Source organism: Selenomonas sp. oral taxon 149 str. 67H29BP (genome assembly GCF_000146365.1).
Lineage (GTDB): Bacteria > Bacillota > Negativicutes > Selenomonadales > Selenomonadaceae > Centipeda > Centipeda felix.
Genome location: NZ_GL397087.1, coordinates 1,145,030 through 1,169,825 on the forward strand (window position 1 = coordinate 1,145,030; position 24,796 = coordinate 1,169,825).

Consider the following 24,796-nt stretch of genomic DNA (forward strand, 5'->3'; position numbering starts at 1 on the left):
CCTTTACTTCGCCATCATCTTGGCAAGCTTCTGTGCAAAGGCGACGGGGTTCTCCGGCAGAATACCCTCGATGAGCAGTGCCTGCGTGTAGAGCAGATCACAGTAGTCTTTGAACTCCTCGCTGTCCTTGCCTGCCGCGTGCACCTGCTGCAGTTTTGCAAAAAGCTCATGATGCGGATTGATCTCAAGAATGCGCCGCGCCTTGAACATCGGATTATTCATCTCGGCAAAGGTCTGCTCCATTGAGAGCGACGGCCCCGCCTCATCCGCGACAAGACAGACGGCACTCGACCGCAGACGCTGTGATATCTTCACCTCAGCGACCTTGTCACCGATGGCTTCTTTTACGTCCTTGATGAGATCGTCGTTCGCCTTGGCGATGTCTTCCGTTTCCTTCTTCGCCGCCTCGCTCTCCGCATCACCAAGATCGAGGTCGCCGCGGCTGATCGAGTGGAAGTTCTTTCCGTCATACTCGCGCACAGTCTCAATGGCGAACTCATCCACCGGGTCGAGCAGAAAGAGCACCTCGAAGCCGCGCTCACGCAGCTGTTCCATCTGCGGCAGCTGCTCAATCGTCGTCTGATCCTTTGCCGTTGCGTAGTAGATGCTCTTCTGGCCCTCGGGCATCCGCTCAGCGTATTCCTTCAGCGAAACAAGCTTCCCCTCCTTCGAACTGTGGAAGAGCAGGAGATCCTTCAGCTTGTCCACCGTATCGCGGCCGGAGTACATGCTGTTGTAGATGCCGATCTTCAGTGCGCGGCCGTACTGCTCCCAGAACTTTTCGTAGTCCTCGCGGTTCTTGTCGAGCTTTTTGCCCAGTGCCTTGAGAATGTTCTTCTCCAGTGCGCGTCCGATGGTCTTCAGCTCACGGCTCTGCTGCAGCAGCTCACGCGAGATGTTCAGTGAGAGATCGGGCGAGTCAACGAGGCCCTTGACAAAGCGCAGGTAGTCCGGCAGCAGATCCTTGCATTTGTCCATGATGAAAACATGGCGCGAGTAGAGCTGAATGCCGGGCTCATAGTCCGCCTGATAGAGATTGAACGGAGCTCGCGCCGGGATTTCGAGGAGCGCTGTATACTCCACCGTTCCCTCCGCCTTTGTGTGGAACACCTCCATCGGCGCTTCCCACTCGTGGAACTGGTCGCGGAAGAAATCGTTGTACTCCTCGGGCTTGATCTCGGACTTCGCGCGCGTCCAGAGCGGCTGCATCGAGTTCAGCGTGCGCAGCTCCGTCTTCTTGATCTTCTCCGCACCCTCGATGATCTTTCCCTCATCATCGCGCGGCATCTCCTCCGTCGTCACGTTCATGCGGATCGGATAGCGCACGTAGTCGGAGTACTTCTTTACAAGGCTCTCGAGCACAAACGTATCCGTGTAGTCCGTCTCGCCCTCCGTGAACTCCTTCGCGAGGTGGATCGTCACCGTCGTGCCGCGCGACTCCTTCTCTGCATCCTCAATCGTATAGCTGCCGTCGCCCGCCGACTCCCAGCGCGTTGCCTGTGTCTCACCGGCACGGCGCGTCACGATCGTCACGCGCTCTGCAACCATGAACGCAGAGTAGAAACCCACGCCGAACTGTCCGATCAGATCCTTGTCCGGTGCGCCGCCGCTCTCCTCCTTCGCCTTTGCCAGCTGCTCCATGAATGCCTTCGTGCCCGACTTTGCAATCGTTCCGATGTTCTCCACGACCTCTGCACGCGACATGCCGATGCCGTTATCGGAGATCGTCAGCGTCTTGCTGTCCTTATCCGGGACGAGGAAAATCTCATAGTTTTCGTTGCCCTCAAGGATGTCACGGTTCGTCAGACTCTCAAAGTGGAGCTTGTCGATCGCATCCGACGCATTTGAAATCAACTCGCGCAGAAAAATCTCGCGGTTTGTATAGATCGAGTGGATCATCAGCTCGAGAAGCTGTTTTGTCTCTGCCTGAAACTCAAATGTCTCTTTTGCCATATATCGTTCCCCCTGTTTCTACGCACCACTAGATAAAGGTGATGCAAAACTATGTCTATCGTACACGAAAAATGACAAAAAGTCAAATTCATGTATGCTGTCCTTGTTGGGAGGCTAAAACTTCATCCATCAATGCTTCCCACCGTCCCCAAATAATCTCGGGCGCATAAGCACGCATGGATTCCCGGGCTGCATTCCCCATCCGCACGCGAAAATCGCGATCTCGCATAAGCACTGCCATCTTCTCCGCGAGGGGCATGACTCCATCTGCTGCAAGTAGCCCATTCACACCATCATCAATCAGTTCGGCGACCGAGACACAGCTTCGATAACCGATCAGCGGAAGTCCCATGCTCATCGCCTCGGTATGTGCAAGGCTGAATCCCTCGTATGCACTCGGCGCAACACAGAGATCAGAGCCCTGTAACACGCGCGGGATTTCCGTCGTCGTCCCGCAAAACAAAATGCGATTTTCCAAACCTGCCGCCGCGATCACCCGCCGCATTTCCTTTTGATAGCATTTGCTATCTTCCGCGCCCCAGAGTTCGAGCGTCCAGTCGGGGAACTCTGCGGCGATCTTGGTAAATGCCTCAATCAAAAGATGCGGACGCTTGTGGTTACGCACCATGCGCCCGACGAAGACGATCTTGTACATCACTTTTTCACGTGCTAAATTCGCCTGCTCCGCATACTGCGGAACAGCATTACCAATCACCTCAACGCGTGTATCTGGCAAATGATTCCTAAGATGTTGGGCAAAACTCGGCAGAAGTACTTGACACACGGCACTCCGTGCAAGTGCGGGCAGTTCGGCGGTCGGATAGGTATGAAAATAATCCTCAGGATCGCCATGCGACATCGTAATCACAGGAATATGTGTCTTTAGATCACAGAGTAGAGTTTTCGCAGAGGCGGGCTGAAATGCGATGATAATCTCGGGCTGTGTCTCCGTCAAAATCGTTTGAATATGCGGTAGGAGATACTTCTCCGTAAATTCATTATTGACGGCACGCCCGCACTTTTGACTAAACACGCGTAGAATCTCACGCCGCACCTTGTAACTGATAGGAAAGAGCAATGTCTGTCCGCGGAAGTGGCGCAAATTGTATGTGGCTACACGCTCATCCAACGGATAGAAAAAGTCACCCACACGATCATCGCTATATATCGTCGTCACCGTATGACCGTATCGCGCCATCTCATTGGCAAACGCAATGTTGACCTTGGCAAGTCCGCCGCTGTCACCGATCATCTTTGAAAAATTTGCGAGCAGTATTCGCATCGTTCCCCCCATTTCATTATCTTCCTTCACATTGAGCCATTGTAACAAACACACTATAGAATTGCAATCCGATCTCTTCAGAAACAGAACTACTCCCCTATTTGCATTTTACGGGCATTTCGCGTATACTCTTGGAAGTGATTGTTATCATTTTGTGTCACAGGGACAAGGAGATGTACCATGAATCAGGAGCAGAACACACAGCAGCCGCAGCAAGAACAAAATACCCCGCAGAAGCCGCAGACGATCATTGTAAAGTCGACGAAAAATGTCGGCCTTGCCGCTGGTCTCGGATTCTTCTTTGGTCCGCTTGGCATGTGCTACTCGACACTTAAGGGTGCACTCATCATGTTTCTCGTCAACATTGTCATCGGAATCTTCACACTTGGATTTGGTGTGTTCCTTACATGGCCGATCTGCGCGATCTGGGCATACGTGGCGGCAAAGAAATATAATGAGCAGCTATACGCTGAACTCGGTTAATGCTGATTTCATTGAACCTCTGCGAGATTATGCTATAATAAACACAGTTTTAGGCGTTTTGCTCTAAAGAAGGGAGGATTTTCATGAAGCAGATTTCGTTCACTTCGCTCGCGCGCACCTCTGTGCTCGCACTCGCACTTGCCCTGCCAATGGGAGCGGCATCCGCTGCCGAGACCACGGCACCCACGCCCGCGACGATCACGATCGGGGGAACGGGCACCGCCTACGTTGCCCCCGATACGGCGGAGATCACTGTCGGCGTTGTCACGGAGGAGGCGGATGCTGCACGCACGCACGCAGAGAACGCCGCACAGACGGCACGTGTCCACAATGCCGTTCGCGCACTCGGTGTCGCCGACCGCGACATTCAGACCGTGCACTATGACTTTTCACAGCGTTACGATATGCGCGACGGCAGCCGCAACGAAGTCATCGGCTATACGGCACAGAACTCCGTCGTCATCACCGTGCGCAGCCTCAACAATGTCGGTAAGATCATCGATGCAGCACTTGCAAATGGGGCGAACCGCATCGACTCGCTGAACTTCACGGCGAGCGATACGAGCGCCGCCAAAAATGAGGCTCTCACAGATGCGGTACGCGGCGCAAAAGAGAAGGCACAGGCGGTCGCCAGTGCACTTGGCGTCCGCCTCGTCCGCATCGCAAATGTCTACGCCGACACACAGGCAGACATGCCGCGCAACGAAAACTATATGCCAATGATGATGGCGAAGGGCGCATCGGCTGCAGCGACGCCGATCGCACCAGGCGAACTCTCGGTCGCTGCTACGGTCAACGTGACCTATGTCGTCGAGTAAGCGCCCGCGCGTATCTGCTGTCGAGGCAATTCGCGGCATCTCTATGATGGGCGTGATCGGCATCCACATCGGCGCGGAGTATCTCGCCAACCCATCGCCAAACATTCATCTGGTAGCGCTTTTCGATATCGGCACGCGCTTTAGCGTGCCGATTTTTTTCTTTATCTCGGCGTTCGGTCTGTTCTATGGAAGATCCCCATCCGGTCCGTTTTCCTATCGGGATTTCCTCACGCGCCGTGCCCATGCTGTCGTCATCCCCTACCTCATCTGGTCGCTCTTTTATCTTCTTCATGACGCATGGCACTACGGTGTCGGCTTTCCGCCTCTTCTGTCCATTCCGGGGATTCTCTTTTTCGGCAATGCAAAGTATCAGCTCTACTTCATGGTCATTCTGATCTGGTTCTACCTCTTGATGCCGCTCTGGCGCACCCTCCTGCGCCGCATGACGCTTCCGCTGCTCATGGGCATCCTCGCTCTCCAGATTGCCTTTGACTACTGGTCAAGCTTCGATACGGCGTTCAACCTCTACGTCTACGGACTGCCCGAGGGATCGCTTCTGCGTGCATTGCTCTTTTATCGGCTGAACTATTGGGTCGTGCATTACGTCTTTATCTTCCTCCTCGGCGGCTATATTGCCCTCCACTGGGAGACATTTCGTACGTGGATGCTGCACCGAGCGGGTCAGCTCTATGCATTCGGTATTCTGAGCCTCATCGCCCTCCTCGCATGGTACTACAAACTGCTCCTCGTGGACGGCTATACCCCGCTTGAGGGAATCTATACCGCACATCAGCTCTCACCGCTCGGCATCTTCTACACCATCGGCGCATCGCTCGCACTCTTTGCGTTCTTCACACGGCTGGGGACAGAGACTATGCCGGGGCGTGCGTTTCAGATCCTCGGAAAGCACTCCTACTTCATCTATCTCGCCCACCCGATGGCGATCACCTATCTGCTCGCTGTCCTCCATCGGACAGGACACATACTGACCGCCCCGCTCGCCCTCGCCATGTATGCGGCAGCGCTTCTGCTGTCGCTGTGCGGCGCGGTCATCATGCGGCGCATCGGGGAGCGTATCCCGCTGGTGAATGAACTGACCATCGGAATGAATCAGAAAAAGCAATAGGTGTTCTCACATGACAAGACCTCCATTGAAGCTGGAATACCTTCAATAGAGGACTTTTGTACTATTATGCCCTGCGGCAAGAAAGAATCATGTCACAGATGTGATCCACGTTACCTGCCTCCAGTGCTGCATAGAGTGGCAGAGTGAGCACGCGATTGGCAATATGCCGCGCAACAGGCGTTGCATTGACATCATACTTTCCATGGAAGCAGTCGAACGTATTCGTCAGCGGATAGAAATACTTTCTGCTGTAAACATCTGCCCGCTGCAACGCATCAAACACCTCGTTGCGCGTGCTGCCGAACTCCGCTTCGTGAAACACAACAGGGAAATAGGCATAGTTCGGTGTAACATCCGGCTGGATCGGATTCAGCTGTACGCCGCTTATCCCCTCCAGCCGCTCACGATATCGCTCCGCAACTACTTTCCGCTGTGCAATCTCGCCTTCGACATGGCGCAGATTGCACAGCCCCATCGCTGCACAGAACTCGTTCATCTTCGCATTCGAGCCCACCCCGTCGACGCACTCCGCATCACGAATGCCAAAATTCTTCAGGCGCGACAGCTTTTCCCCAAGCTCCCGGTCGTGGAAACACGCCGCACCTCCTTCGATGGAGTGAAAGACCTTCGTCGCATGGAAACTGAAGCACGACACATCGCCGAATACCGCCGTGCTCTTCCCCTGATAGCGCACGCCGAAGGAATGCGCCGCATCGTAGATCACCTTCACCCCGTACTTATGGGCAATGCGCTCGATCTCCTCTACGTTGCAGACATTCCCATAGACATGAACCGGCATAATGGCAGACGTACGGTCCGTGATAAGGCGCTCGAGCTTTGTCACGTCCATGGTGTAGTCATTCGGATCAATGTCGCAGAATACCGGCTCCAGTCCGTTGCGCACAATCGCGTGCGTTGTAGAGGCAAACGTAAACGGCGTCGTGATAACCTCACCCGAAAGATTCAGCGCCTGCAGCGAAAGCTCGAGCGCCATATGCCCATTCGTAAAGAGGTCGATATTCGGTGCGCCCAAAAACTCCTGCAATGCCGCTTGAAAAGCCTGATGCTTGACGCCCATATTCGTCAGCCAGCGCGACTCCCAAATATCGCTGATCTCTGCGATGTACTCCTCCATCGGCGGCATCGACGACCGCGTCACCATGATGCTCATGTTCTTCCTCCCCTCTGCATAAATTATCAGCCCTCATCCATATGCAGTGTGACCGTCGTGTCGATATCAAAGTCAATCCGGCAGTCCTTGCGAAGAGCCTCCGCCATCGCTGCATGCACGCACAGCAGATCCTTCAGTTCCGTATCCTCCCAAACTTCCGGAATCTTTGCTACGACTTCAAGTAACAGGCTCGCTATCACGAGCCACCCCGCAATTGCCATTCGACGTGTGCTGAGTTCATGGAGGAACAGATTTCGTTCAATCGCATGCCGAATCACCAGGGCCCAGCTGATCGTGCCACGGATACGGCTCTGTACACTCAGCTGCTCATTGCCGCCGTGCAAACGAAATTGACTGAGTGGTCGCGGGAAGTACATCATATTACTCTGACTGAGCATGCAAAGCCACGTTGGGAAATCCGATATGAGATATTTTCCCTCCCTGCCCGAAAACCCCAGATCATGTCCATCCAGCATAAATTTCTTTTTGAGCAGTGCCGTGGTCGGTTCGCCAACAAAATTAGTCAGATGGACAAGAATATTTGCTCCAATTGTTTCTCCGCTGAATTTTGTGAGTTCCTGAACAATTGGTCTTGTTGCAGGAAGATCCGGCAGCTTATTTCCATCCGCATCGATCAACTCCCGATACGATGTGACAAGGCTAAGATCGGGGTGTGCAAAGAAACAGTCCATCATGACCTCTATTTTATCCGGTAGGAAGAGATCGTCGTCCATCAACCAGTTGACATAGTCTGCATCTTTATTGTCGTATCTGCGGGCACGTGTCCAATTCTCCGGTGCCCCATAGGATGGATGATGTTCGTAGTGAATGCGCGGATCGCTTGAGAAATCGCGCCGCATCATATCTGCCGTCTCCGTATTATGGGAGTTGTCCGTGATAAAGATATCCAGGTTGCGGTAGGTCTGCGCTAGCACGCTCTCAAGTGCGAGGCGGAAGTAATGCGGTCGCTCAAACGTTGGAATAACGATCGAGACAAGTGGATAAACATCCTTTGAATACGTATCGAGAAACACATTGCGGCTTGCTTCATCTGCCACACTTTCCCTTTTACGTGTGAGCAGCCACGGAGCATCCTGCTGCGGAACCACCGTACGATACCCCTTACGGCGAAATTCGATGCACTGCGCTTCTGCAAAAAAGCAATTGCTATGGAAAAGGTCACTGCGCCATGGAATATCGTACTGTGTGGCGATCAGATCGCTGCTTACCGCCATGACCTCCTCCGTCGCCCTCTCGACCGCCGCTCCATGAAAGGCGGTATCATCGCTATAGAGCAGTCTGCCCTTGAGCATCGGAGATGCGCCAAGCTCCCCCAATGTCGAGAGCTGCGCTGTGCCAACGAGTCCCATAATGCCGATTGCGGGATCCTCTGCAAATACACGCAGCATCTCCGCAAAGAAATTCAGCCGTAGCAGAATGCTCCCCGGCGCAAGGTAGATCTTGTATTTCGCGTCGCTTGCTTCCATGGCGCGCTGGTATGTATCCGCAACATTCCCGTCAGGGCGCACCTCGATCAACTCCACTTCATAGCCATTGGGTATATCGAGCGCATCGATATACGGGCGTATGGCAGAGACGCCATTCGGATCGCACTGTGCAATGACTGCGATTTTCCTGTCATTCATACGCAACGTTCCCTTCTATCGCCAAAGTCCATGTCTTTGCAAAAACGCAGCCGGATCGTTCATAACATCCAGGTGCCCATGTATCTTTTCCAGCGGCCAGTCCCACCAGCGCAGATGCAGGAGGGCTTCAATCATCTCGGGAGGAAAACGGTACTTGATGATCTGCGCGGGATTGCCACCTACAATGGCGTATGGCGGTACATCCTTCACAACAACACTATCTGCCGCGATAACAGCACCATCCCCGACCGTCAGGATCCCACTGTCCCCCGCCGCCTTCAGGCGGCTGCCGCGTCCGAGCCAGACATCTGATCCAATGTGTCCCCCCCCCCGCATAACTCTTATACCCTAAAGAGGCACACCAATCCTTTCTGTCAAAATCCATACAGCCGGGATCATAAGTAGTGACGCGGCGATAGTCATGCTGATTGTTCAATCCGACCTCAAGGACAACGTGTGGACCAAAGGATGTATAGTTCCCGATGCGCACCTCCTGCACGCCGCCACGGTACCACCACTCGATCCGCGCACCACAGTAGCTCTTCGCACCGAGGGAGACCGTGCGCAAGCCATACGACCATACGCGCGGAATCTCCGCCCGCGTCACGTCTACGAAGTCTTCTTCCTGATCCGCAAGTTCCGCCTGAAGCGGCGCATAACCGACGTTTTCCGCAAAGAGACGCGGCACATCCAGCCCCGGCATCCGAAAAATGCGTCCATCCAGCAGCGCCGCGCGTGGAATCTCGGGCGCATACTGCCTGAGATACGCGATCATCGGATAGAGCTTCGAACATGAGAGCAATACACGCTCCGCAATCACCTCTCCCGACAGCCCCTCAAAGGAAAGCCCCTGCTCCGTACAGCTCGCATAGCCAACAATCGAAAGCGTCCCCTCCTGCTCCGCACGCCGATAATGAGGGACAAGCTCCTCATCCAGATCGCCGCCGAGAACAACGAGCACCTTTGTCCCCATGAGCGTCCCCCTTTCATTCAAATTGTCGAGATCACACGGCTCATCGTCCGGATGAGATCGACACCGTCCCAGACAAGCGCAAAGTCCATCGTGCGCCCCATCGGTACGATGCGGTCGACACCTGCGGGACGCATGGCGAGCACCGCCCGCAAAAGAGTCTCCCGCTCCACACCGTAATACGAAAGCGTCTGGCACGAAATGCCGCACAGCGGTCGTATCTCTGCAAGTTCCTGCGCCGCATACTCGATAAAAAAACCACTGCCCGCCTTATACGCGGCAAGCTCCTCTGTCAGATCCGCCACGCAGACACACGTAATAAGATTGTCCTCCATGGGAACTTGACGCGCGGCAGCGTGCGCGCCAATCCGATAGACCTGTGTCAGCTTGTCCACCGCTTGAACGCCTTGCAGTGTGTAGCGATCCTTCACAAGCGCGTGCAGTGTGCGCCAAAACAGATCCTGCGCCGCCTTGACCTTCTCTGCTGCGCCGAGCCATACGACAAAGCGGGGCGCGGTACAGGCGTTTTGATCGCTGAGATAGGTATCGTTGTAGAAGTCCTGCGCAATCCGTTCCTTGTCCTCTACTGCAAGATAGGCGTCGGCATCAATGACGGCAAGCGAGTGACGGTCGGCAAACGTAATTTCATTCGTACGCGGCGGAAGCACTGCGCGGCGTATCGCGTCAATCGTCGCATCCCCGCCCCATACAACACGGGTCTGGCACATCCGCGAATAGTGCTCGTTCACCTCCTGCACGTGTCCGTAGCGGACAAAGAGGAAGTACGGAAAGAGCGCTGGAAACTCCGCAAGCGTCTCTGCGAAAATCCGACAGAGGACATCGACCTGCGGGAAGTCCTTCGACGGCAAACGCACAATGCTCGCGTTTCCCGCAAGAAATGCCGCAAGGCATGAGTAGGCAAAGTTCACTGCTACATTCGAGGGTGCGATGTGAAAGACAATGCCGCGCCCGAGCCGATTCACTTCTGCTTCGTAGGTTCTCTGCATTTGCCGCAGCGCGGCGGGGCGACACCAAAAGCCGAGCGTCACGACGTCGGGGTACGCCTTCGCCTCCGCATCGGCAAGAATCCGTGCCGAGAAAGCGCTGAGAAAGACAACAGCTTCCGCCGAAAAAATGGGAAGCGGGCGAACATCCGCCATCTGCATTTCGATTTCCGCACTGCCGAGCGCATAGGTCACGCTGTCAAAATGCTGCCGCATAGGTATCACTGCACCCCCTCAGCTCCGCCTGCTTCAGCCTGCCGAGCACCTTGAAATACTTGCCCCTGCGCCCGCACGGGCAGTCGTCCTCTCCGAGCAGCACACCCTCATCCTCCGTCAGGAGGACATGACCCGGGTACGACTCCGGCAGGAGCGAGACGACCTCAAGGATGCCGCGCTCACCGAAAGCCGCCGCCGAAAAATCGAACGGACGACGGACAATGACATCGGCGTACGTACTCGCATGGAGGTGACCCTCTGCGCACTCAAGATAAGTGCAGCCCGTCTGCTCGACCATGCCGTAGTAGTCCGCAACATCAATATTGCCACAGACCTCGCACAGTGCCGCGCGAAACGCCGCAGGCGTAACCGCGTCGGCGGCGAGCTTCTTCCAGCCGCCGCCGTGAATCAATACGGCGTTCGAGAGGTCAAGCCGCTCGCCCGCCGCCCGCAGAGCATGATAGAAATACTGCCACACCATAAATGTGAAGCCAAAGAGCAGGACGCGCTGCCCTGCGTTCTCTGCAAGAAAGTCATGAATCGCATCCAGCTGCAGTTCCATCGCGTCATTCAGCGCGTAGAGCTTCTTTCGTCCGAAGATCGAAAAACCGAGGATACCCGCACCGCGTGCCGAGAACATCGCACGGTTCTTGACCACCGAAGGGCAGTCAATGATAAGCATCGGCATACGGCTTTTTCCCGTCCACTCGGAAACGATACGCACAAGCGTTTTCTGCTGGTTGGTCGCCGTCCTGCGGTCAAGGAAAATCCGCGATACCTGCTGTCCCGTCGTCCCCGACGAGGTCATCGTCTTGAATACATCCTCCTCTGCCACACTCCGCAGCTCCATCTCCTTAAAAAGGCGCACGGGCAGAAAGGGAATATCCTCCACCGAATGAACGTCCGCAGCAGAAAAGCCAATCGTCTCCATCATGCGCGCATAGGGCGCGCAGTGCGCTCTGTGATGCTCCGTCAGCTGCAACAGTCCCGCGCGCAGGAGCTCCTGCTTTTCCTCATGCGCGATGTCAAACGGCGGCAGGGCGAGCACGTCCTCATACGTCATAATACTGCTCCAAATCCCGATAGACCGTCTTGCCCGAAGCATTCTTCGGGATCTCCGCGATATACTTCGCCGTGAGCGCCGTATGGTGCAGCCCCAGCTTCGCGCTCAAAAACGGCACGATCTCGGGGACAAGTGACTCCTGCGCCATGAATACATAGAGATGATCGTCGACACCCGCACAGGCAAGGTCGATATCACCGAAATGCTGGCGCAGGATGTGCTCGACCTCCTGCAAATTCGTACGCTTCCCAAACATCTTCAAAAAGCGTCGCTTGCGCCCGACAACGGTATAAAAACCATCGTTGTCACGCTGTGCGAGATCACCCGTCTCATAGCGCCCATGACGCTCATCGCCGCGCACAAGATCTGCACCGCTCATCGCATAGCCAAGCGTGACATTCGCGCCGTAGTAGACCAGCTCACCGACCGTATACGTGTCTGTGATTTCCTTTCCCGCCTCATCGATGAGCTCAAACCTGCCGCCCGGGATCGCGACGCCCATCGCCCCGACTTTTTCAAGTGCATACTGCGGCGGCAGATAGCCCATGCGTGCCGTTGCTTCTGCCGCGCCATACATCACAATGAATTCCTTGCCCGTCTGTGCGGCATAGTCCGCGAACGCCGCATGAAGCTCCGGATCGAGCTTGCCGCCCGCCTGCGTCAGTGTATGCAGCGCAGGAAGATCCATGCGGAAAAAGCGCAACCGTTTCAACATCGCGTAGGTATAGGGAACGCCCGAAAAAGTCGTTACCTCTTTCTCCCTCATGAGCTGCCAAAAACTGCGGTCAAAGAGCGTCTTCTCCGTCACAACGACCGACGCCCCGACCGCAAGGTGCGTATTCAGAATCGAAAGCCCATAGACATAGTGCAGGGGCAGATTCGTCACGGCACGCTCCGTTTCGTCCAAATGCAGATATGCTGCAATGGACGCCGTATTGGCACGCAGATTCTCATAGCTCTGCCGCACGAGCTTCGGACTGCCCGTAGAGCCCGATGTCGTCATAAGAAGTGCAAGATCGTCATGCAGAGGAAAGGGGCTTTTCTCCTCCAAATCGAGCAGTACATACGCATCGTGCCGCAGAACCTCACGGCTCGGTTGAAACTCTTCCGCACGTTCCGCCGGAACCCACGCATAGCAGGGACGGTACGCCGCACGGAGCGCGGTGAGCAGCCCCGCATCGAGTGTGGCGTCGATCATCACGGGCACAATTCCGTTCTGCACGAAACCGACATAGCCCGCAATCGCGGCGGGCGAATTGCGGGCTAAAAGAAAGACAGGCGCTCGGGAGGGAATTGCCGATGCGATTTCCGTCGAAATCTCCGCCAGTTCGCGATAGGACAGACACTTCTGTTCACAGATGAGTGCTGTCCTTTCCGGAAACTGAGAAAAATCCCACATAATCATCCCCCCATCTCATAAAAAGGCTCGCCGCCCTCTCAGCTTTCGAAGTCGACGTTATACTTTTTCAGAATCTCGATGCCCTTCTCATAGGAATCAAAGTCGATGATATCATCCGTCTCCATCATGATATCAAATGTATCCTCAAGCGTGGACATGAGTGTCATATGCCCTACCGAATCCCACTCGATGATGTCCTGATAGTGCAGATTCTTGACCTCGTCCGCGCTTTTACCGAACATCTCCACAAAAACCTGCGTATACTTCTCCATGTTCTTCATCTGATACCATCCTCCAAAATATCATCTTCCTGCAGCAGCGTATCCTCTTTCACTGCACGCCGCAATGTTTTCCCTACCAGAAGCTCGATCCTGTCAGGCGGAATCCCCGTTCCCGGACGTTTCGCATAAAGATCCTCCGCGCAGAGTGTATGCCCTTCCGGAAGATCTTTCACCACGACAACGCTGCGGCGCATCTTTCTGCGCTGCGCAAGCTCCTCGGGAAACACCTCGCGCTCTTCTGAGCCAAGTCCCATTTGAACCATGCGGCATTTGTCGATCAGTTTACGGAACGGTTCCGGCTCCGTCGCCATGCCGTTATCCATGCCAACCTTGCTGCGATCCAGTGTCAGGTGCTTTTCGATGAGTGCCGCGCCCAATGTGACAGCCGCGACAGCGGCGGCATCGTCCTCCGTATGGTCGGAAAACCCGATGGGAAAATGCGGAAATTCCTTCCGCAGACCAAGGATATTGCGCAGGTTCAGCGTCTCCACCTTCGTCGGATAGATAGAGATGCAATGCAGCAAACAGATTTCCTCCGCGCCGGCATCTTCCAGTGTCTGCGCAGCACGTCGGATTTCCTCCATCGTCCCCATACCGGTCGACAGGACCAGAGGAACCCGCTTCCGACCAATATAGGATAGAAATCTAGGATTATTCAGTTCCATGGAGGCAATCTTCAAGAAGGGTGCCCTGCACTCCTCCAAGAGGAAATCAACTTCCTCCTCCGAATACGGCGTTGAAGAAAATTCAATTCCTTGAGCGCGCGCATAGTCCGCCATTTCCTTGAGTTGGGTTGATGTCAGTGCAAATCGCTCCACGAATCGTTTCGCAATCGGATTCTCGTCATAATAGGTTTTAGAGTACAGACTCGCGGCAGACCATGACTGGAACTTGACACAGTCCGCGCCAATATCTGCTGCGGCATCAATCATCTTCCGTGCAGTCTCCACATTTCCATTATGACTGCTGTTGACCTCCGCAACGAAGTAGGGCACACCATAGTCACTGACAATGCGCCCATCCCGAAAGCTGCATTCACTCATGTGCATCCCCCTCCCTGTCAAAATACAATTTTTCCCGCGCGAATTTCTCCCGCTCCATAAACGGGGACAAATCCTCAAGCGGACGATGCTCCAATCGGCGCTGTTCATTCAGCGCATAGGACTGATGCAGATATTTCTGCTCCGGCGTACATATAACCTCACAGAGCACATTGCCATCCATACGCAAGACCTCATCGATCCGCATGGATAAATCACGCACGTCCACAATCTTCGCATAGGCGAACCCGGTGCTTGCCGCCATCTGAGAGAAATCAGGTGCCGGCACACCATCCGAGGGGTCATTGCCAATCGTCCTCTTGCGGAACAAATCCTTTTGGCGTTTGCGAATAACAGCGTACATATTATTGTTGATGACAAAAATTTTTACCGGAACTCGGTGCTCCGCGATGATATAGAGTTCCTGCATATTCATCATGATAGAGCCATCGCCTACAATGGTTATGATGTTCTTTTTTCCTGCGAAATATGCTCCCAAAACAGCCGGGATCGCGTACCCCATTGCTCCCTGTGCCGCAGGAAAGAGGCATCGCTGCCCCAAACGATAGGGAATCACCGCGGGAACGATAAGCTCTTCGAGCCCTGCATCCGTGATAACGGTTGCATCTTCCGGAAGGTGTTTCCCCAACTCATAGGAAAATCCATAGAGCTCGATTTCATTCTGTGCTGCATGTTGTTGGACGAATGCCTCTTCCGGAACCGCAAATACACGCTTCCAGTGGAGGCACTGCCCCTGCCATTCCTCTCGCACGGAAGAAAGTTCCATCGAACAAAGTGCTTGAAGAAAATCCCCCGCATCTGCATGAAGGAAAACCGTACGCCGAACTCCTGCTTTGCGATGTTCCACCGCATCGATATCGACAATATCAATCCGTGCACAGGGCGCAAATGGAACATCTTTTGCGCCGGTCACCTGTGAACAGAGTTTCGTCCCAACAGCCAGTATGTAGTCCGCATGCTGCAAAACGAAATTCCCCGCCCGACTGCCGCCGATACTGCCGACAGCACCAATGGACAGCGCATGCGCGGAGCCGTACGCATCCGCCGCAGCCGGTGTAAAGACGACTGGAATATGTACCTTTTGGACGAACTCCGCAGCAAACTGCTGCGCTCCTGCCGAACAAACACCGCCCCCCAAGAGGAGAATCGGACGTTCCGCCTCGCTCAGTCCCGCAATGATCTCCGACATTTCCCCCGCAGCAATTCTGGGGCATACATCTTCCAACGCACATCGTTCTAATTTCTCCGAATCGATCCGTGCGTTTTGCAGATCGAGAGGTATATCAATCCATACGGGTCCCTTGCGCCCCGTCATCGCAAAGTGAAATGCCTTGTCGATTTCGACCGCAATATCCTTTGCATCCTGCAGCATGACCGCATTCTTCGTAATCGGCTTTACGATGCTGATGATGTCAGCCTCCTGCGAACCGTATGTACGAATCGGCAGCTTCGTATATGCAGTGGTCTCATGAAGCATGTGCTGACCGGAGATAAAGATCACAGGAACATTGTCCTGCCATGCGCAAAGAGCTGCAGTAACGGCATTTGTCGCGGCACATCCGGTGGAGACAAGGCATGCACCCAGTCCCTCTTTTGCCTGCGCGTAGGACATAGCCGCATAGGAGGCGCCCTGCTCATGATAGGTTGGAACAGGAGTCAGCCCCTCTTCCTTCGCAAGTGCGTCCGTGAGGAACAGAATTCCCCGTCCTGTCACCAGAAAAACATGCCCCACACCTTCCTCATGCAGTCGCCGCATGACATAATCCGCAACACGTTCCACGCCAGCCTCCCATCAACGAATCATTTGCCGCCCACCGGCCGATACTGTAGCATCACATCCGGAATCGCAATCTGAAGCTCTGCCTGACAGGCAAGCTCCCCTTTCACGTACCCCTTGGAAATCCCTTGTGCCAGACCGCGCCTGAAACGATGAAGCTCCGCCTCCACATCGAGGCGATTGCCGGGAACAATCTTCTTGCGGAAACGGCTCTTTACCTCGATGAATCCCGTCTTTTTTCCCTTGTATTCCGGGATCGTCAGAAACGTCATCAGGAACACCTGCGTCAGTGCCTCAATCTGCACAAAGCCCGGTACATTCGGCTCATCTTCAAAATGCGCGGGGAAGAACCACTCATTGTAAGTAAAATTTTTATATCCCTTTGCCGACTGCCCCGGCACCGCTTCCTCGATTTCATCCACGAACAGGAGCGGATACCGGTTTTGCTGATACTGCTGAATGACATAGGCGTCAATATGTGTCAGTTTTTCTGTGATCCCGTCCATTCTTCATCTCCTCCTCATCGACGCTCCGGCAATGCGTACAAATCAAGTTCCATCTCGCTGAATATCTGATGCTTGCGCAGACAGAAACGGTATTTCACGTCCTTTGTCTCAAACGTCTTGATGTACTGCGGAATGGTCACAAGATCCTCCGCCTTGTGATAGACGGCAATCGCAAGTACGGGATGGCAGCGTCGTATCGTTTCCTGTGCGCCGGAAAGCGCATGCATCTCCGCGCCCTCAATATCCATCTTAATCAAATCCACATCCTGATGGAGTAGGTTGTCAAGCGCATCCACGCGAACCTCATCTTCACTCTCCGTGTCAAAATGTGAGCTGGATCCTTCCTTGATCCGAAAATATAGGGTATCCGTCTCGGACCACGCCCCGACGGGATGCGTTTCCACAGAGAACGGAAATGATGCGACTCGCTTCTTCAGCAGTTCATAATTGCATGCGTCAGGCTCAAGCGCAACGATTCCTTTGCACGAACCACCGGACCAACGGGCAAACGCGTCTGCCGTATCGCCGGTAAATGCTCCGCAGTCCACGAATGTTCCACCCCGACAAAGATCTGTCACTTCATTGAAATACTGATCCGGCTCAAACACCTCAAAATTAAAGCGTACATCCCCGCTCAGTTTCAAATTAATGTATGCCTGCATCGTCTTGCGGGACAAATCATCCGAAAGCAGTACGTATGTTTCCTGAAACTTTTCTTCATTGTTCTTTAGGAAATCATAGTCCATCGGCGCAAACTTTCCATAGGGCGACGTATGGGCAACCCGTCGCCCCCGCGGATCTTCCATGAAAGCACGGACGCGTTCACCGGGCTGACCGATGCCGAGCAGAAAAAGATAGCGATCCGCTTCCTGCAACAGTTCCTCATAGCAACAAACCGACGTCCCGCCGACGGTCATACCGCCTTTGTAATAGGCGCGATCTACAGCATACACATACGATTCAATCCCATGTTCTTTGAGCAGCCCCGCAGTCAATCTTCCGATCTCACCAGCTCCGTAAATGACGATCGGACGCCCATCTGCCTGAATATCCTCATAAATGTGATCCTGCAGATTGCGTTCATAATGTGGTATGTGCAGCATACTCTTATTCCTCTTATCGTTCAATCGCGTGGAAAATCCGGGTCTCGGCAAGGCTCGTCGTCATCGCCGCAGCGGAAAGCCCCGAACCGAAGCCCGCCAAGACGGCGCGCTCCCACGGCTCATGTTCCGCCTCCGCTGCATGGCAGAGCGCAAGCACGAGTGATGCACCGCCGATGTTGCCCGTTCCATCAATATCGAACAGGACTTTATGCTTATCGAGCTTCATTGCGCGGGCCAAGCTCTTCAAAATAAAATCGTTCGCCTGATGCAAGGCATAAACATCGACATCCGAATGTGTCCAGCCGCTCTTGTCGAGCACCTCGTTGATGCGTGGAGGAACTTCGTTCATGACGAACCGCATGACTTCCATGCCGTCCATATACTCATCTTCGAGTGTACGGACATTCTCCTCGGCGTCCGTCTGCGGGATATCTGTTACACCGCGTTCTCGCGGCATCCGCTCCCCGCTCGCCGGCGTATAGAGGTATTTGAGCCCGTCGCCGTCGTGATGAAATGCATACTGTGACGGCACGCTGCCGCCGCCCGTCACGAGCGCCGCCGCCCCGCCGTCACCGATGACCATACGCATCGCGCGGTCCTTCGGATTGAGATGGTGCGACGACGTATCGCCGCAGCATACGAGCACATTCTTGCAATCGCCTGCCCGTACAAAGAGGTCGGCAAGGTAGAATCCATAGATCATGCCCGTACAGGCATGAGGCATATCCACCGTAATGCAGCGCTTCGGGATGCCAAGCGCACTTTGGATGACGCTGCTGTTGCCCGGATAGGAATAGTCCGGATGCGGGGTGGCAAAAATAATACCGTCCACATCCGCAGGTTCTGCCTCCGTCTTATCAAAAATCTCCTGTGCAGCACGTAGGCAGTAGTCCGATGCGGTGCGTTCCATCGGTGCATAACGCACCGCATGAACGCCCGTCAGCTTCATCGTCCGACACGTCGTCTCCGCATCAAAGCCGAGATCCATAATATCCACTTGTTCTTTGGGTATCGCCGCCGACAGTGCGGCGATTCTCGCTATTGGCATAACCTAAGCCTTCCTAATCAGTTCCACGCGCCGCGCATATAACCGCCGTCGACGACAAAATCTTGCCCCGTGACCCACTCTGCTCTGTCACTCAATAGGAATAGAGCCATACCTGCCACATCCTTCGGCTCGCCTATGCCGAAAAGATGTCCTTTTATGACATTCTCAGGTACGCCCATATCTCCTTCGGACTGTCTTGTCATTCCCGTCCGTATATAGCCGGGACTGATTGAATTGATTCTCTTTCGATCCCGCGCCAGATCATGTGCGAGTGACTTTACCCCAGCCATGACCGCAGCCTTTGCTGCGGAATAGGCAAAGAGCCCCTTTTCTCCTGTGAGTCCTGCCACGGAAGAAAACAGGATAAACGATGCACGTTCCTGCGAGATCCTTTTTTTCGTCATAACCTGAAGCGCGCGAATTGCCCCCCAAAAACTCGTTTCCATAACGCGATAGGCAAACGCTGTGTCAAATCCCCGCAACGGTGTCGCTCCGGATATGCCCGCCGTATACACGCCGCCATGGAGCTTTCCATGCTGCTCAACAAATCCCTCAATCACAGCTGTCCAATCATCTGCAGATGCCGTCAGGACGTCAAGAATTGCCGCATGGATGAGCGGCGAAGCATTTGCCAACTCCTCCAATCGCGTTTCATTTCGCGCAACGGCAAGAACATGCGCGCCGCTCTCTGCAAGTTCGAGTGCAATCTGCCGACCAAGTCCGGACGAAGCGCCGACCACGACGAAATTCTTTCCTTTGAAATCAAACTGCACATCACTCATATCGCATTCGTCTCCAAAACCTGCGCCCGCGAAAAATCCATGAGAAGAGATGCGATCGACATGCCAACGCCGAATCCAGAGAGCAGGAATCTGCCGCCCTCATACGTTCCCAATCGCGCCATCTCCGCAAGACATACGGGAATCGACGCCGAGCTTGTATTGCCAATCCGCCCGCTCATAAACGGCACACACTCCTCCGCCATGCCAATTTTTGCGGCAAGCGTCCGCACGATCATGGCGTTCGCCTGATGGAGGATCGCACGGTCAATCGCAGCAATATCCAACGTGGCGAAGTTGAGCAGCGCACGGATGTTGTTCGGAACCTCATCAATCGTGAAGTTCATGACCCCCATCCCGTCCATGACGACATAATTATCCCTGTGAAGGGATAGCCCCGTCTCATCCGCGATGCGGGGTGCACGATAGCCGCCGCGCGCAACGAGAAGATAGTCTGCCATCTCCCCAAAGCTCTCAATATGATAACAGAGGTCGCTGCCCTGCATCGGAGCAACGACAGCCGCAGCCCCTGCATCGCCCGCAAGCGATAGCATAGAGGAGTCCTCCGGATGGACGTTGCGGCTCGATGTATCCCCACAGCAGATGAGCACCTTGCGCCCGCCGAGCGCGGGCAGTAGGGTTCCGGCGAGAAACACGCCGTAGCAAAAGCCTGAGCAGCCGAGATTGACGTCGAATGCGAGAATATCATGCGGAAGACCAAGCCTGTCCTGCAGATAGTAACTTGTCGCAGGCGTCAGATAGTCTGCCGTCTGCGAGATAAAGATGAGCGCACCGATTTCACTTTGGTCTATTTCGGCGAACAGCCTTTGCGCACTGTCAAAGCACAGATCCGAGGTGCAGATCTCCGGCGGCGCAATGCTCAGCGCCTCAATGCCCGTTCCGTGCGCGAGGCGCTTCGCTTTCTTTTCCGACATCAGATCTTTCAAAACTTCTTCTACCGGCACGCAGTTCTTTGCCACGGTCGCCGTCAACGCCTCAATGCCTACGTCTTTAAGAAGCCCGATCATTATTTTGCTCCACAAAGCAACCCGTAGAGATCACGCATGGTCTGCGCCTCCTTTACGTCTGCCGGTGCGACCTTTCCGCCCGCCTTTGTCGCAGCAAACGCCATAAACGCCACATGACTCAACGAGTCCCATTCCTCGATATCGGAAAGGGCAGTATCCATGGAAAGTTCCTCTTCTGTATCCATAAGATCCGTCATTTCTTCTAAAAACATCTGTTCTGTCACGGGTAAAACCTCCCATTACAATCAAATTGGCAGCGCAGGATTGCCAAAGACCTTCGCACCTGCCCTTACATGCTTGAACACGACGCTCGCGACACCGACCGTCGCATCGTCATCGATGCGACTGTGCGGAAGTGCTCGGGATCCGCTCCCCCAAAACGTTCGCTTTCCTGCCCGCACGTAGCCTGTTATATCAACTGCCGACATCACACTGCTGTAATCACCGATCTGTGCATCATGCCCCATGCCGGAGCGCCCGTTGAAGGTGACGAAATCTCCAACCCTCGCATGGTCGAGGATGTGCACGAGCGGACAGAGGATATTGCCTCGTCCCATCTGCACCGTCGGGTGGACAATAGCAGTATTATGGATTACATTGATAAATTCGCCGCCACGTAACAAAATCCTTTGCACAAGTTTTTCCTTCACTTTCGGACTGCCGATTGCACAGATAAAGCAGTCGTTTGTTTGTATCACATACGAATCTACATCTCCGAGCACTGGCAATGGAAGCTTTTCATATTCCTCCGCCGCCAGTTCCACATCTCCGTCGAGAAAGCCTTTGATGTCCCAGTCCATACCATACCCAACAGAATCATGTGCGTTCCAAAAAAGCTCCCGTGCAAAACCGCCGACACCTATGATAATTAAATGCTTCATACGCTTTCCTCGGTAAGTTTCGCCTTTTCCACATCAAAGTCACTCGATGTCCATAGCGGATAGCGCGAGTAAGATGACGACTTTCCCTCACCCGTCTTGGCGCGACCATTGCCATCGCAATCAAGGAACGCGATGCCCTTCATCCCCTTCAGCGTCTCTGTATTGGGAAACTGCCCATTCTGCAGCATATACTCAACCAGCTCGCCGCAGACCATTTCGCCCTCTCCGATAACACATACGTCCACCCCCCCCCCGCGACAGAGGCAATCCTCCGGATCGATCGTCGGATGCGGACCACCTGCCACAATCGGCACATGCGGAAAGAGTTTTTTGAGCTCAGTGATGACGGCGACAAAGAAATCCTTATAGTACGTCAGCGTGCGCAGCATGAGGAGATCCGGTTGAAACTCCTGGACATATTCGCGCAGTTCCCCCATCGTATCTACATCGACGCCTGTCTTGACGATCTCGCCGTAGATACGATCCCCATATTGTTGATTCAAATAGGAGAGGATCGCCATACAGCCGAGGGGCGGCTCGACGGCTTGAATCTCATTCATGCGGTCAGCGGAAAAGAAGTAGCTCGCATCGACGAACAGAATGCGGCACGCCCCCTTTGCTGTCTTTTCGGTGCGCTTTGGATAATGAATATGAGGAACCTCCGCCTTCGGCATCTTCGATACGTCGATGGATTCCCGCTTCAACCTCGCTAGGCGAAGGATATCGTCAAGTGTCTCGACATGCGTTGGGAAGATCGTACGATACTTGTAGATCAGCTCCTCCTCGTTCATGACAGCAAGCTGCTCTTTGAGCACGTAGCGCAGGCGCTCCGGATTTAGGATGTACTTATGTACAAACGTCAGACGCAGACGGCGGGAGAAATCATGATCCAGCTTGATGGTCGGCGGGATAATATGGTACGGCAGCGTCAACGATTCCTCGATCTCCTGCTTCGTCACGCCATTTTCGAGTGCGACCTGCTCGAGTCTGGAGTTCGGGAAGATACGCACATTATGCAGCTGGGCAAAATGCAGCCACTTCACCTGCATGACGAAGTCCACTGTCGCCTGCGCCTCTTCCTCCGTTTCCGTAGGAAAGCCGTGCATCGCATTCAATCCAATAATAATTTGCGGGTATGTACGGACGATGTAGTCGAGATTCTCACGCAGTCGCTCGATGCGAAGATACTTGCCCATGAGCTTTTGGAGACGCGGCGACGCGCTTTCGAGCGACAAATTCATGCTCTTCGTTCCGCCCTCCACCATGAGGTCAATGGCTTCCTCATCGAGCAGATCGCCGCGCAGCCCGCTCTGGAAATAAAAGCTCATATCCATCTTGGAATCAATGACCTTGCGGAAGAACGCCTTGAACTCCTTGACGTTGACGTTGAATGCATCGTCGATGAACTCGCTCTTGCGAACACCGATATCATGCAGATATTTCACCTCATCGAATACGTTCTGTACGGAACGACGGCGATGCATGGGGGTAAGATGCTGCACATCACAGTAGAAGCAGCGATAGGGACAGCCGCGTGTCGCCTGCATTGTCATTTCGTAACGAATGCCACTCTGCCCTACAAACTGATGGTATTTGCGATAGTCTACCAGACTTCGATCCCAGCGCGGAAGGGCATTGAGATTCTGAATCTGTTCCTGCCGCCCCGTTTGAATGATATTTACGCCTGTGATATCGGTCTTCGGCATAGATTTCCCTCCGATATAGGAAAATGGACCGCCATACGAATTTCTCACTTCGTACAGCAGCCCAATTTATAGCTTAGGCTACATCAGTTTAGTGCCTTACAGCCCGGCTTCCTTCTTCAGAAGTGCCGCCTTGTCCGTGTGCTCCCACGGCAGATCGACGTCCGTACGCCCGAAGTGTCCGTACGCTGCCGTCTGGCGGTAGATGGGACGGCGCAGATCGAGCATCTTGATGATGCCCGCAGGGCGCAGATCGAATGTTTTCTTGACCAGTGCGACGATTTTCTCCTCATCGACCTTGCCCGTGCCGAATGTCTCGACCATGACGGAAACGGGATGTGCCACACCGATGGCGTAGGCAAGCTGGATCTCTACACGGTCAGCGAGCCCCGCCGCGACGATGTTCTTCGCCACATAGCGCGCCGCATACGCTGCACTGCGGTCCACCTTCGTGGGATCCTTGCCCGAGAAGGCACCGCCGCCGTGACGCGCCCAGCCGCCATAAGTATCGACGATGATCTTGCGCCCCGTAAGGCCCGAGTCGCCGTGCGGGCCGCCGATGACGAACTTGCCCGTCGGATTGACGAAATACTTCGTCTCCGCACGCAGGAGTTCTGCCGGGATGATCTCCTTAATGACCTTCTCGATCATGTCCTTGCGGATCGTTGCGAGATCAACAGCCTCGTCGTGCTGGGTCGAAATGACAACCGTATCAACATAGACGGGCTTGCCGTCCTCATAGGCGACGGTGACCTGCGTCTTTCCGTCGGGACGCAGGTATGGAAGCATCCCGTTCTTGCGCACCTCGGTCAGGCGGCGTGCCAGCTTGTGAGCGAGCACGGTCGTGAGCGGCATATACTCGGGCGTCTCGTTCGTCGCATAGCCGAACATCATGCCCTGATCGCCGGCGCCGATCGCCTCTGCCGCGTCCATATCGCCCTCACGCGACTCAATCGCGCGGTCAACGCCCTGTGCAATATCCGGCGACTGCTCATCGAGCGAAACGAGGATGCCGCAGGTGTCAGCGTCAAAGCCATAGCTGGCGTTCGTGTAGCCGATCTCGCGCACGGTCTGACGGATGATCTTCGGGATATCGACATAGCACGAGGTCGAGATCTCACCAACGACGTGTGCCTGTCCCGTCGTGACGAGCGTCTCACAGGCAACACGTCCCATCGGATCCTGTGCAAGGATCGCGTCGAGGATGCTGTCCGAGATCTGGTCGGCGAGTTTGTCCGGATGTCCTTCGGTGACGGACTCGGACGTAAAGAGCATTTTCTTCATGTAGAACCTCCCCTAATTCGTAACTCCCTCTCCATATCCCATAAGAAAAGCCTCCCGCTGAGATGTGGGAGGCTGTGATTTCTGCCGCTCTCATCTCATAGGCGCTCCGCCTATAGGAATTGGCACCGTTGGCACACATTGCCATGGTTGCCGCAGCTTCATCGGGCCATTCCCTCCACTGCTCTGGATGAGGTATATTCATTTCTATGTAATG

The 24,796-nt window shown here is 54.5% G+C and carries 24 protein-coding genes and 1 riboswitch; of the genes, 3 read left to right on the forward strand and 21 right to left on the reverse strand.

All coding sequences use genetic code 11. The features are described from left to right. Nucleotides 1-3: 3 nt before the first annotated feature. Both htpG and HMPREF9166_RS05370 read right to left on the reverse strand, forming a co-directional pair. Nucleotides 4-1,953, reverse strand: a complete 1,950-nt coding sequence (gene htpG, locus HMPREF9166_RS05365; RefSeq protein WP_006690131.1) for a molecular chaperone HtpG — start codon at nucleotides 1,951-1,953, stop codon at nucleotides 4-6. 88 nt (nucleotides 1,954-2,041) lie between these two features. Next, nucleotides 2,042-3,235: a glycosyltransferase gene (locus tag HMPREF9166_RS05370; RefSeq protein ID WP_039981632.1), complete on the reverse strand. Its 1,194-nt coding sequence runs from the start codon at nucleotides 3,233-3,235 to the stop codon at nucleotides 2,042-2,044. A 180-nt stretch (nucleotides 3,236-3,415) separates the two neighbouring features. Between HMPREF9166_RS05370 and HMPREF9166_RS05375 the strand changes: the two genes are divergently transcribed. The 3 genes from HMPREF9166_RS05375 to HMPREF9166_RS05385 all read left to right on the forward strand — a co-directional run bounded on the left by HMPREF9166_RS05375 (nucleotide 3,416) and on the right by HMPREF9166_RS05385 (nucleotide 5,662). Further along, entirely contained in the window at nucleotides 3,416-3,718 is a 303-nt protein-coding gene (locus HMPREF9166_RS05375; protein WP_009752972.1) for a hypothetical protein, read from the forward strand. A gap of 83 nt (nucleotides 3,719-3,801) precedes the next feature. Further along, on the forward strand, nucleotides 3,802-4,536 hold the full coding sequence (locus tag HMPREF9166_RS05380) for an SIMPL domain-containing protein (protein ID WP_009752973.1): 735 nt from the start codon (nucleotides 3,802-3,804) through the stop codon (nucleotides 4,534-4,536). Continuing rightward, complete coding sequence (locus tag HMPREF9166_RS05385) at nucleotides 4,523-5,662, forward strand: acyltransferase (RefSeq protein WP_039981076.1); 1,140 nt, start codon at nucleotides 4,523-4,525, stop codon at nucleotides 5,660-5,662. The genes HMPREF9166_RS05380 and HMPREF9166_RS05385 overlap by 14 nt, the downstream gene beginning before the upstream one ends. 64 nt (nucleotides 5,663-5,726) lie before the next feature. On the opposite strand, the gene HMPREF9166_RS05390 is transcribed toward HMPREF9166_RS05385, so the two are convergent. The 19 genes from HMPREF9166_RS05390 to metK all read right to left on the reverse strand — a co-directional run bounded on the left by HMPREF9166_RS05390 (nucleotide 5,727) and on the right by metK (nucleotide 24,582). Further along, nucleotides 5,727-6,833: a DegT/DnrJ/EryC1/StrS aminotransferase family protein gene (locus HMPREF9166_RS05390; protein ID WP_009752975.1), complete on the reverse strand. Its 1,107-nt coding sequence runs from the start codon at nucleotides 6,831-6,833 to the stop codon at nucleotides 5,727-5,729. A gap of 26 nt (nucleotides 6,834-6,859) precedes the next feature. Next, a complete protein-coding gene (locus HMPREF9166_RS05395; protein WP_009752976.1) occupies nucleotides 6,860-8,479 on the reverse strand; it encodes a glycosyltransferase in 1,620 nt (539 codons plus the stop codon). A 15-nt stretch (nucleotides 8,480-8,494) separates the two neighbouring features. After that, the gene (locus tag HMPREF9166_RS12915; RefSeq protein WP_009752977.1) at nucleotides 8,495-8,689 is read right to left on the reverse strand and encodes a chloramphenicol acetyltransferase; all 195 of its coding nucleotides are present in this window, start codon (nucleotides 8,687-8,689) and stop codon (nucleotides 8,495-8,497) included. Between the two features lie 7 nt (nucleotides 8,690-8,696). After that, complete coding sequence (locus tag HMPREF9166_RS05400) at nucleotides 8,697-9,452, reverse strand: hypothetical protein (protein WP_009752978.1); 756 nt, start codon at nucleotides 9,450-9,452, stop codon at nucleotides 8,697-8,699. Nucleotides 9,453-9,469: 17 nt separating this feature from the next. Continuing rightward, on the reverse strand, nucleotides 9,470-10,669 hold the full coding sequence (locus HMPREF9166_RS05405) for an acyl-CoA reductase (protein ID WP_009752979.1): 1,200 nt from the start codon (nucleotides 10,667-10,669) through the stop codon (nucleotides 9,470-9,472). Beyond that, nucleotides 10,653-11,732 (reverse strand): acyl-protein synthetase, encoded by a 1,080-nt coding sequence (locus tag HMPREF9166_RS05410; RefSeq protein WP_009752980.1) that lies wholly within the window; start codon nucleotides 11,730-11,732, stop codon nucleotides 10,653-10,655. The genes HMPREF9166_RS05405 and HMPREF9166_RS05410 overlap by 17 nt, the downstream gene beginning before the upstream one ends. Next, nucleotides 11,722-13,137: an AMP-binding protein gene (locus tag HMPREF9166_RS05415; protein ID WP_009752981.1), complete on the reverse strand. Its 1,416-nt coding sequence runs from the start codon at nucleotides 13,135-13,137 to the stop codon at nucleotides 11,722-11,724. Before HMPREF9166_RS05415 ends, HMPREF9166_RS05410 begins: the two co-directional genes overlap by 11 nt. 32 nt (nucleotides 13,138-13,169) lie before the next feature. Beyond that, a complete protein-coding gene (locus tag HMPREF9166_RS05420) occupies nucleotides 13,170-13,412 on the reverse strand; it encodes a hypothetical protein (RefSeq protein ID WP_009752982.1) in 243 nt (80 codons plus the stop codon). Continuing rightward, nucleotides 13,409-14,455, reverse strand: a complete 1,047-nt coding sequence (locus HMPREF9166_RS05425; protein ID WP_071586077.1) for an N-acetylneuraminate synthase family protein — start codon at nucleotides 14,453-14,455, stop codon at nucleotides 13,409-13,411. Before HMPREF9166_RS05425 ends, HMPREF9166_RS05420 begins: the two co-directional genes overlap by 4 nt. Then, entirely contained in the window at nucleotides 14,448-16,253 is a 1,806-nt protein-coding gene (locus HMPREF9166_RS05430) for a thiamine pyrophosphate-binding protein (RefSeq protein WP_009752984.1), read from the reverse strand. Before HMPREF9166_RS05430 ends, HMPREF9166_RS05425 begins: the two co-directional genes overlap by 8 nt. 20 nt (nucleotides 16,254-16,273) lie before the next feature. Further along, nucleotides 16,274-16,756 (reverse strand): 3-hydroxyacyl-ACP dehydratase FabZ family protein, encoded by a 483-nt coding sequence (locus HMPREF9166_RS05435; RefSeq protein ID WP_009752985.1) that lies wholly within the window; start codon nucleotides 16,754-16,756, stop codon nucleotides 16,274-16,276. A 14-nt stretch (nucleotides 16,757-16,770) separates the two neighbouring features. Then, nucleotides 16,771-17,859, reverse strand: a complete 1,089-nt coding sequence (locus HMPREF9166_RS05440) for an FkbM family methyltransferase (RefSeq protein ID WP_009752986.1) — start codon at nucleotides 17,857-17,859, stop codon at nucleotides 16,771-16,773. Nucleotides 17,860-17,872: 13 nt separating this feature from the next. Continuing rightward, nucleotides 17,873-18,907, reverse strand: a complete 1,035-nt coding sequence (locus HMPREF9166_RS05445) for a 3-oxoacyl-ACP synthase III family protein (RefSeq protein ID WP_009752987.1) — start codon at nucleotides 18,905-18,907, stop codon at nucleotides 17,873-17,875. A 17-nt stretch (nucleotides 18,908-18,924) separates the two neighbouring features. Next, nucleotides 18,925-19,689, reverse strand: coding sequence for an SDR family NAD(P)-dependent oxidoreductase (locus tag HMPREF9166_RS05450; RefSeq protein WP_009752988.1), 765 nt, complete (start codon nucleotides 19,687-19,689; stop codon nucleotides 18,925-18,927). Beyond that, nucleotides 19,686-20,714: a 3-oxoacyl-ACP synthase III family protein gene (locus HMPREF9166_RS05455; RefSeq protein WP_009752989.1), complete on the reverse strand. Its 1,029-nt coding sequence runs from the start codon at nucleotides 20,712-20,714 to the stop codon at nucleotides 19,686-19,688. Before HMPREF9166_RS05455 ends, HMPREF9166_RS05450 begins: the two co-directional genes overlap by 4 nt. Further along, complete coding sequence (locus HMPREF9166_RS05460; protein ID WP_039981080.1) at nucleotides 20,714-20,938, reverse strand: hypothetical protein; 225 nt, start codon at nucleotides 20,936-20,938, stop codon at nucleotides 20,714-20,716. The genes HMPREF9166_RS05455 and HMPREF9166_RS05460 overlap by 1 nt, the downstream gene beginning before the upstream one ends. A 21-nt stretch (nucleotides 20,939-20,959) precedes the next feature. After that, nucleotides 20,960-21,595: a transferase gene (locus HMPREF9166_RS05465; protein WP_009752991.1), complete on the reverse strand. Its 636-nt coding sequence runs from the start codon at nucleotides 21,593-21,595 to the stop codon at nucleotides 20,960-20,962. Next, nucleotides 21,592-23,301, reverse strand: a complete 1,710-nt coding sequence (locus HMPREF9166_RS05470; RefSeq protein WP_009752992.1) for a B12-binding domain-containing radical SAM protein — start codon at nucleotides 23,299-23,301, stop codon at nucleotides 21,592-21,594. The genes HMPREF9166_RS05465 and HMPREF9166_RS05470 overlap by 4 nt, the downstream gene beginning before the upstream one ends. Before the next feature lie 96 nt (nucleotides 23,302-23,397). After that, nucleotides 23,398-24,582 (reverse strand): methionine adenosyltransferase, encoded by a 1,185-nt coding sequence (metK, locus tag HMPREF9166_RS05475; protein ID WP_006690135.1) that lies wholly within the window; start codon nucleotides 24,580-24,582, stop codon nucleotides 23,398-23,400. Nucleotides 24,583-24,669: 87 nt separating this feature from the next. Next, nucleotides 24,670-24,776, reverse strand: a riboswitch (SAM riboswitch). Nucleotides 24,777-24,796 lie beyond the last annotated feature (20 nt).

Coding starts and splice junctions, on each gene's coding strand:
- HMPREF9166_RS05385 (WP_039981076.1), top strand. CDS start 4,523: ATGTCGTCGAGTAAGCGCCCGCGCGTATCTGCTGTCGAGGCAATTCGC.
- HMPREF9166_RS05435 (WP_009752985.1), bottom strand. CDS start 16,756: ATGGACGGGATCACAGAAAAACTGACACATATTGACGCCTATGTCATT.
- HMPREF9166_RS05445 (WP_009752987.1), bottom strand. CDS start 18,907: ATGCCAATAGCGAGAATCGCCGCACTGTCGGCGGCGATACCCAAAGAA.
- HMPREF9166_RS05455 (WP_009752989.1), bottom strand. CDS start 20,714: ATGATCGGGCTTCTTAAAGACGTAGGCATTGAGGCGTTGACGGCGACC.
- HMPREF9166_RS05375 (WP_009752972.1), top strand. CDS start 3,416: ATGAATCAGGAGCAGAACACACAGCAGCCGCAGCAAGAACAAAATACC.
- HMPREF9166_RS05370 (WP_039981632.1), bottom strand. CDS start 3,235: ATGCGAATACTGCTCGCAAATTTTTCAAAGATGATCGGTGACAGCGGC.
- htpG (WP_006690131.1), bottom strand. CDS start 1,953: ATGGCAAAAGAGACATTTGAGTTTCAGGCAGAGACAAAACAGCTTCTC.
- HMPREF9166_RS05415 (WP_009752981.1), bottom strand. CDS start 13,137: ATGATTATGTGGGATTTTTCTCAGTTTCCGGAAAGGACAGCACTCATC.
- HMPREF9166_RS05405 (WP_009752979.1), bottom strand. CDS start 10,669: ATGCGGCAGCATTTTGACAGCGTGACCTATGCGCTCGGCAGTGCGGAA.
- HMPREF9166_RS05450 (WP_009752988.1), bottom strand. CDS start 19,689: ATGAGTGATGTGCAGTTTGATTTCAAAGGAAAGAATTTCGTCGTGGTC.
- HMPREF9166_RS05410 (WP_009752980.1), bottom strand. CDS start 11,732: ATGACGTATGAGGACGTGCTCGCCCTGCCGCCGTTTGACATCGCGCAT.
- HMPREF9166_RS05380 (WP_009752973.1), top strand. CDS start 3,802: ATGAAGCAGATTTCGTTCACTTCGCTCGCGCGCACCTCTGTGCTCGCA.
- HMPREF9166_RS05390 (WP_009752975.1), bottom strand. CDS start 6,833: ATGAGCATCATGGTGACGCGGTCGTCGATGCCGCCGATGGAGGAGTAC.
- HMPREF9166_RS05465 (WP_009752991.1), bottom strand. CDS start 21,595: ATGAAGCATTTAATTATCATAGGTGTCGGCGGTTTTGCACGGGAGCTT.
- metK (WP_006690135.1), bottom strand. CDS start 24,582: ATGAAGAAAATGCTCTTTACGTCCGAGTCCGTCACCGAAGGACATCCG.
- HMPREF9166_RS05440 (WP_009752986.1), bottom strand. CDS start 17,859: ATGCTGCACATACCACATTATGAACGCAATCTGCAGGATCACATTTAT.
- HMPREF9166_RS05470 (WP_009752992.1), bottom strand. CDS start 23,301: ATGCCGAAGACCGATATCACAGGCGTAAATATCATTCAAACGGGGCGG.
- HMPREF9166_RS05395 (WP_009752976.1), bottom strand. CDS start 8,479: ATGAATGACAGGAAAATCGCAGTCATTGCACAGTGCGATCCGAATGGC.
- HMPREF9166_RS05400 (WP_009752978.1), bottom strand. CDS start 9,452: ATGGGGACAAAGGTGCTCGTTGTTCTCGGCGGCGATCTGGATGAGGAG.
- HMPREF9166_RS05425 (WP_071586077.1), bottom strand. CDS start 14,455: ATGAGTGAATGCAGCTTTCGGGATGGGCGCATTGTCAGTGACTATGGT.
- HMPREF9166_RS05420 (WP_009752982.1), bottom strand. CDS start 13,412: ATGAAGAACATGGAGAAGTATACGCAGGTTTTTGTGGAGATGTTCGGT.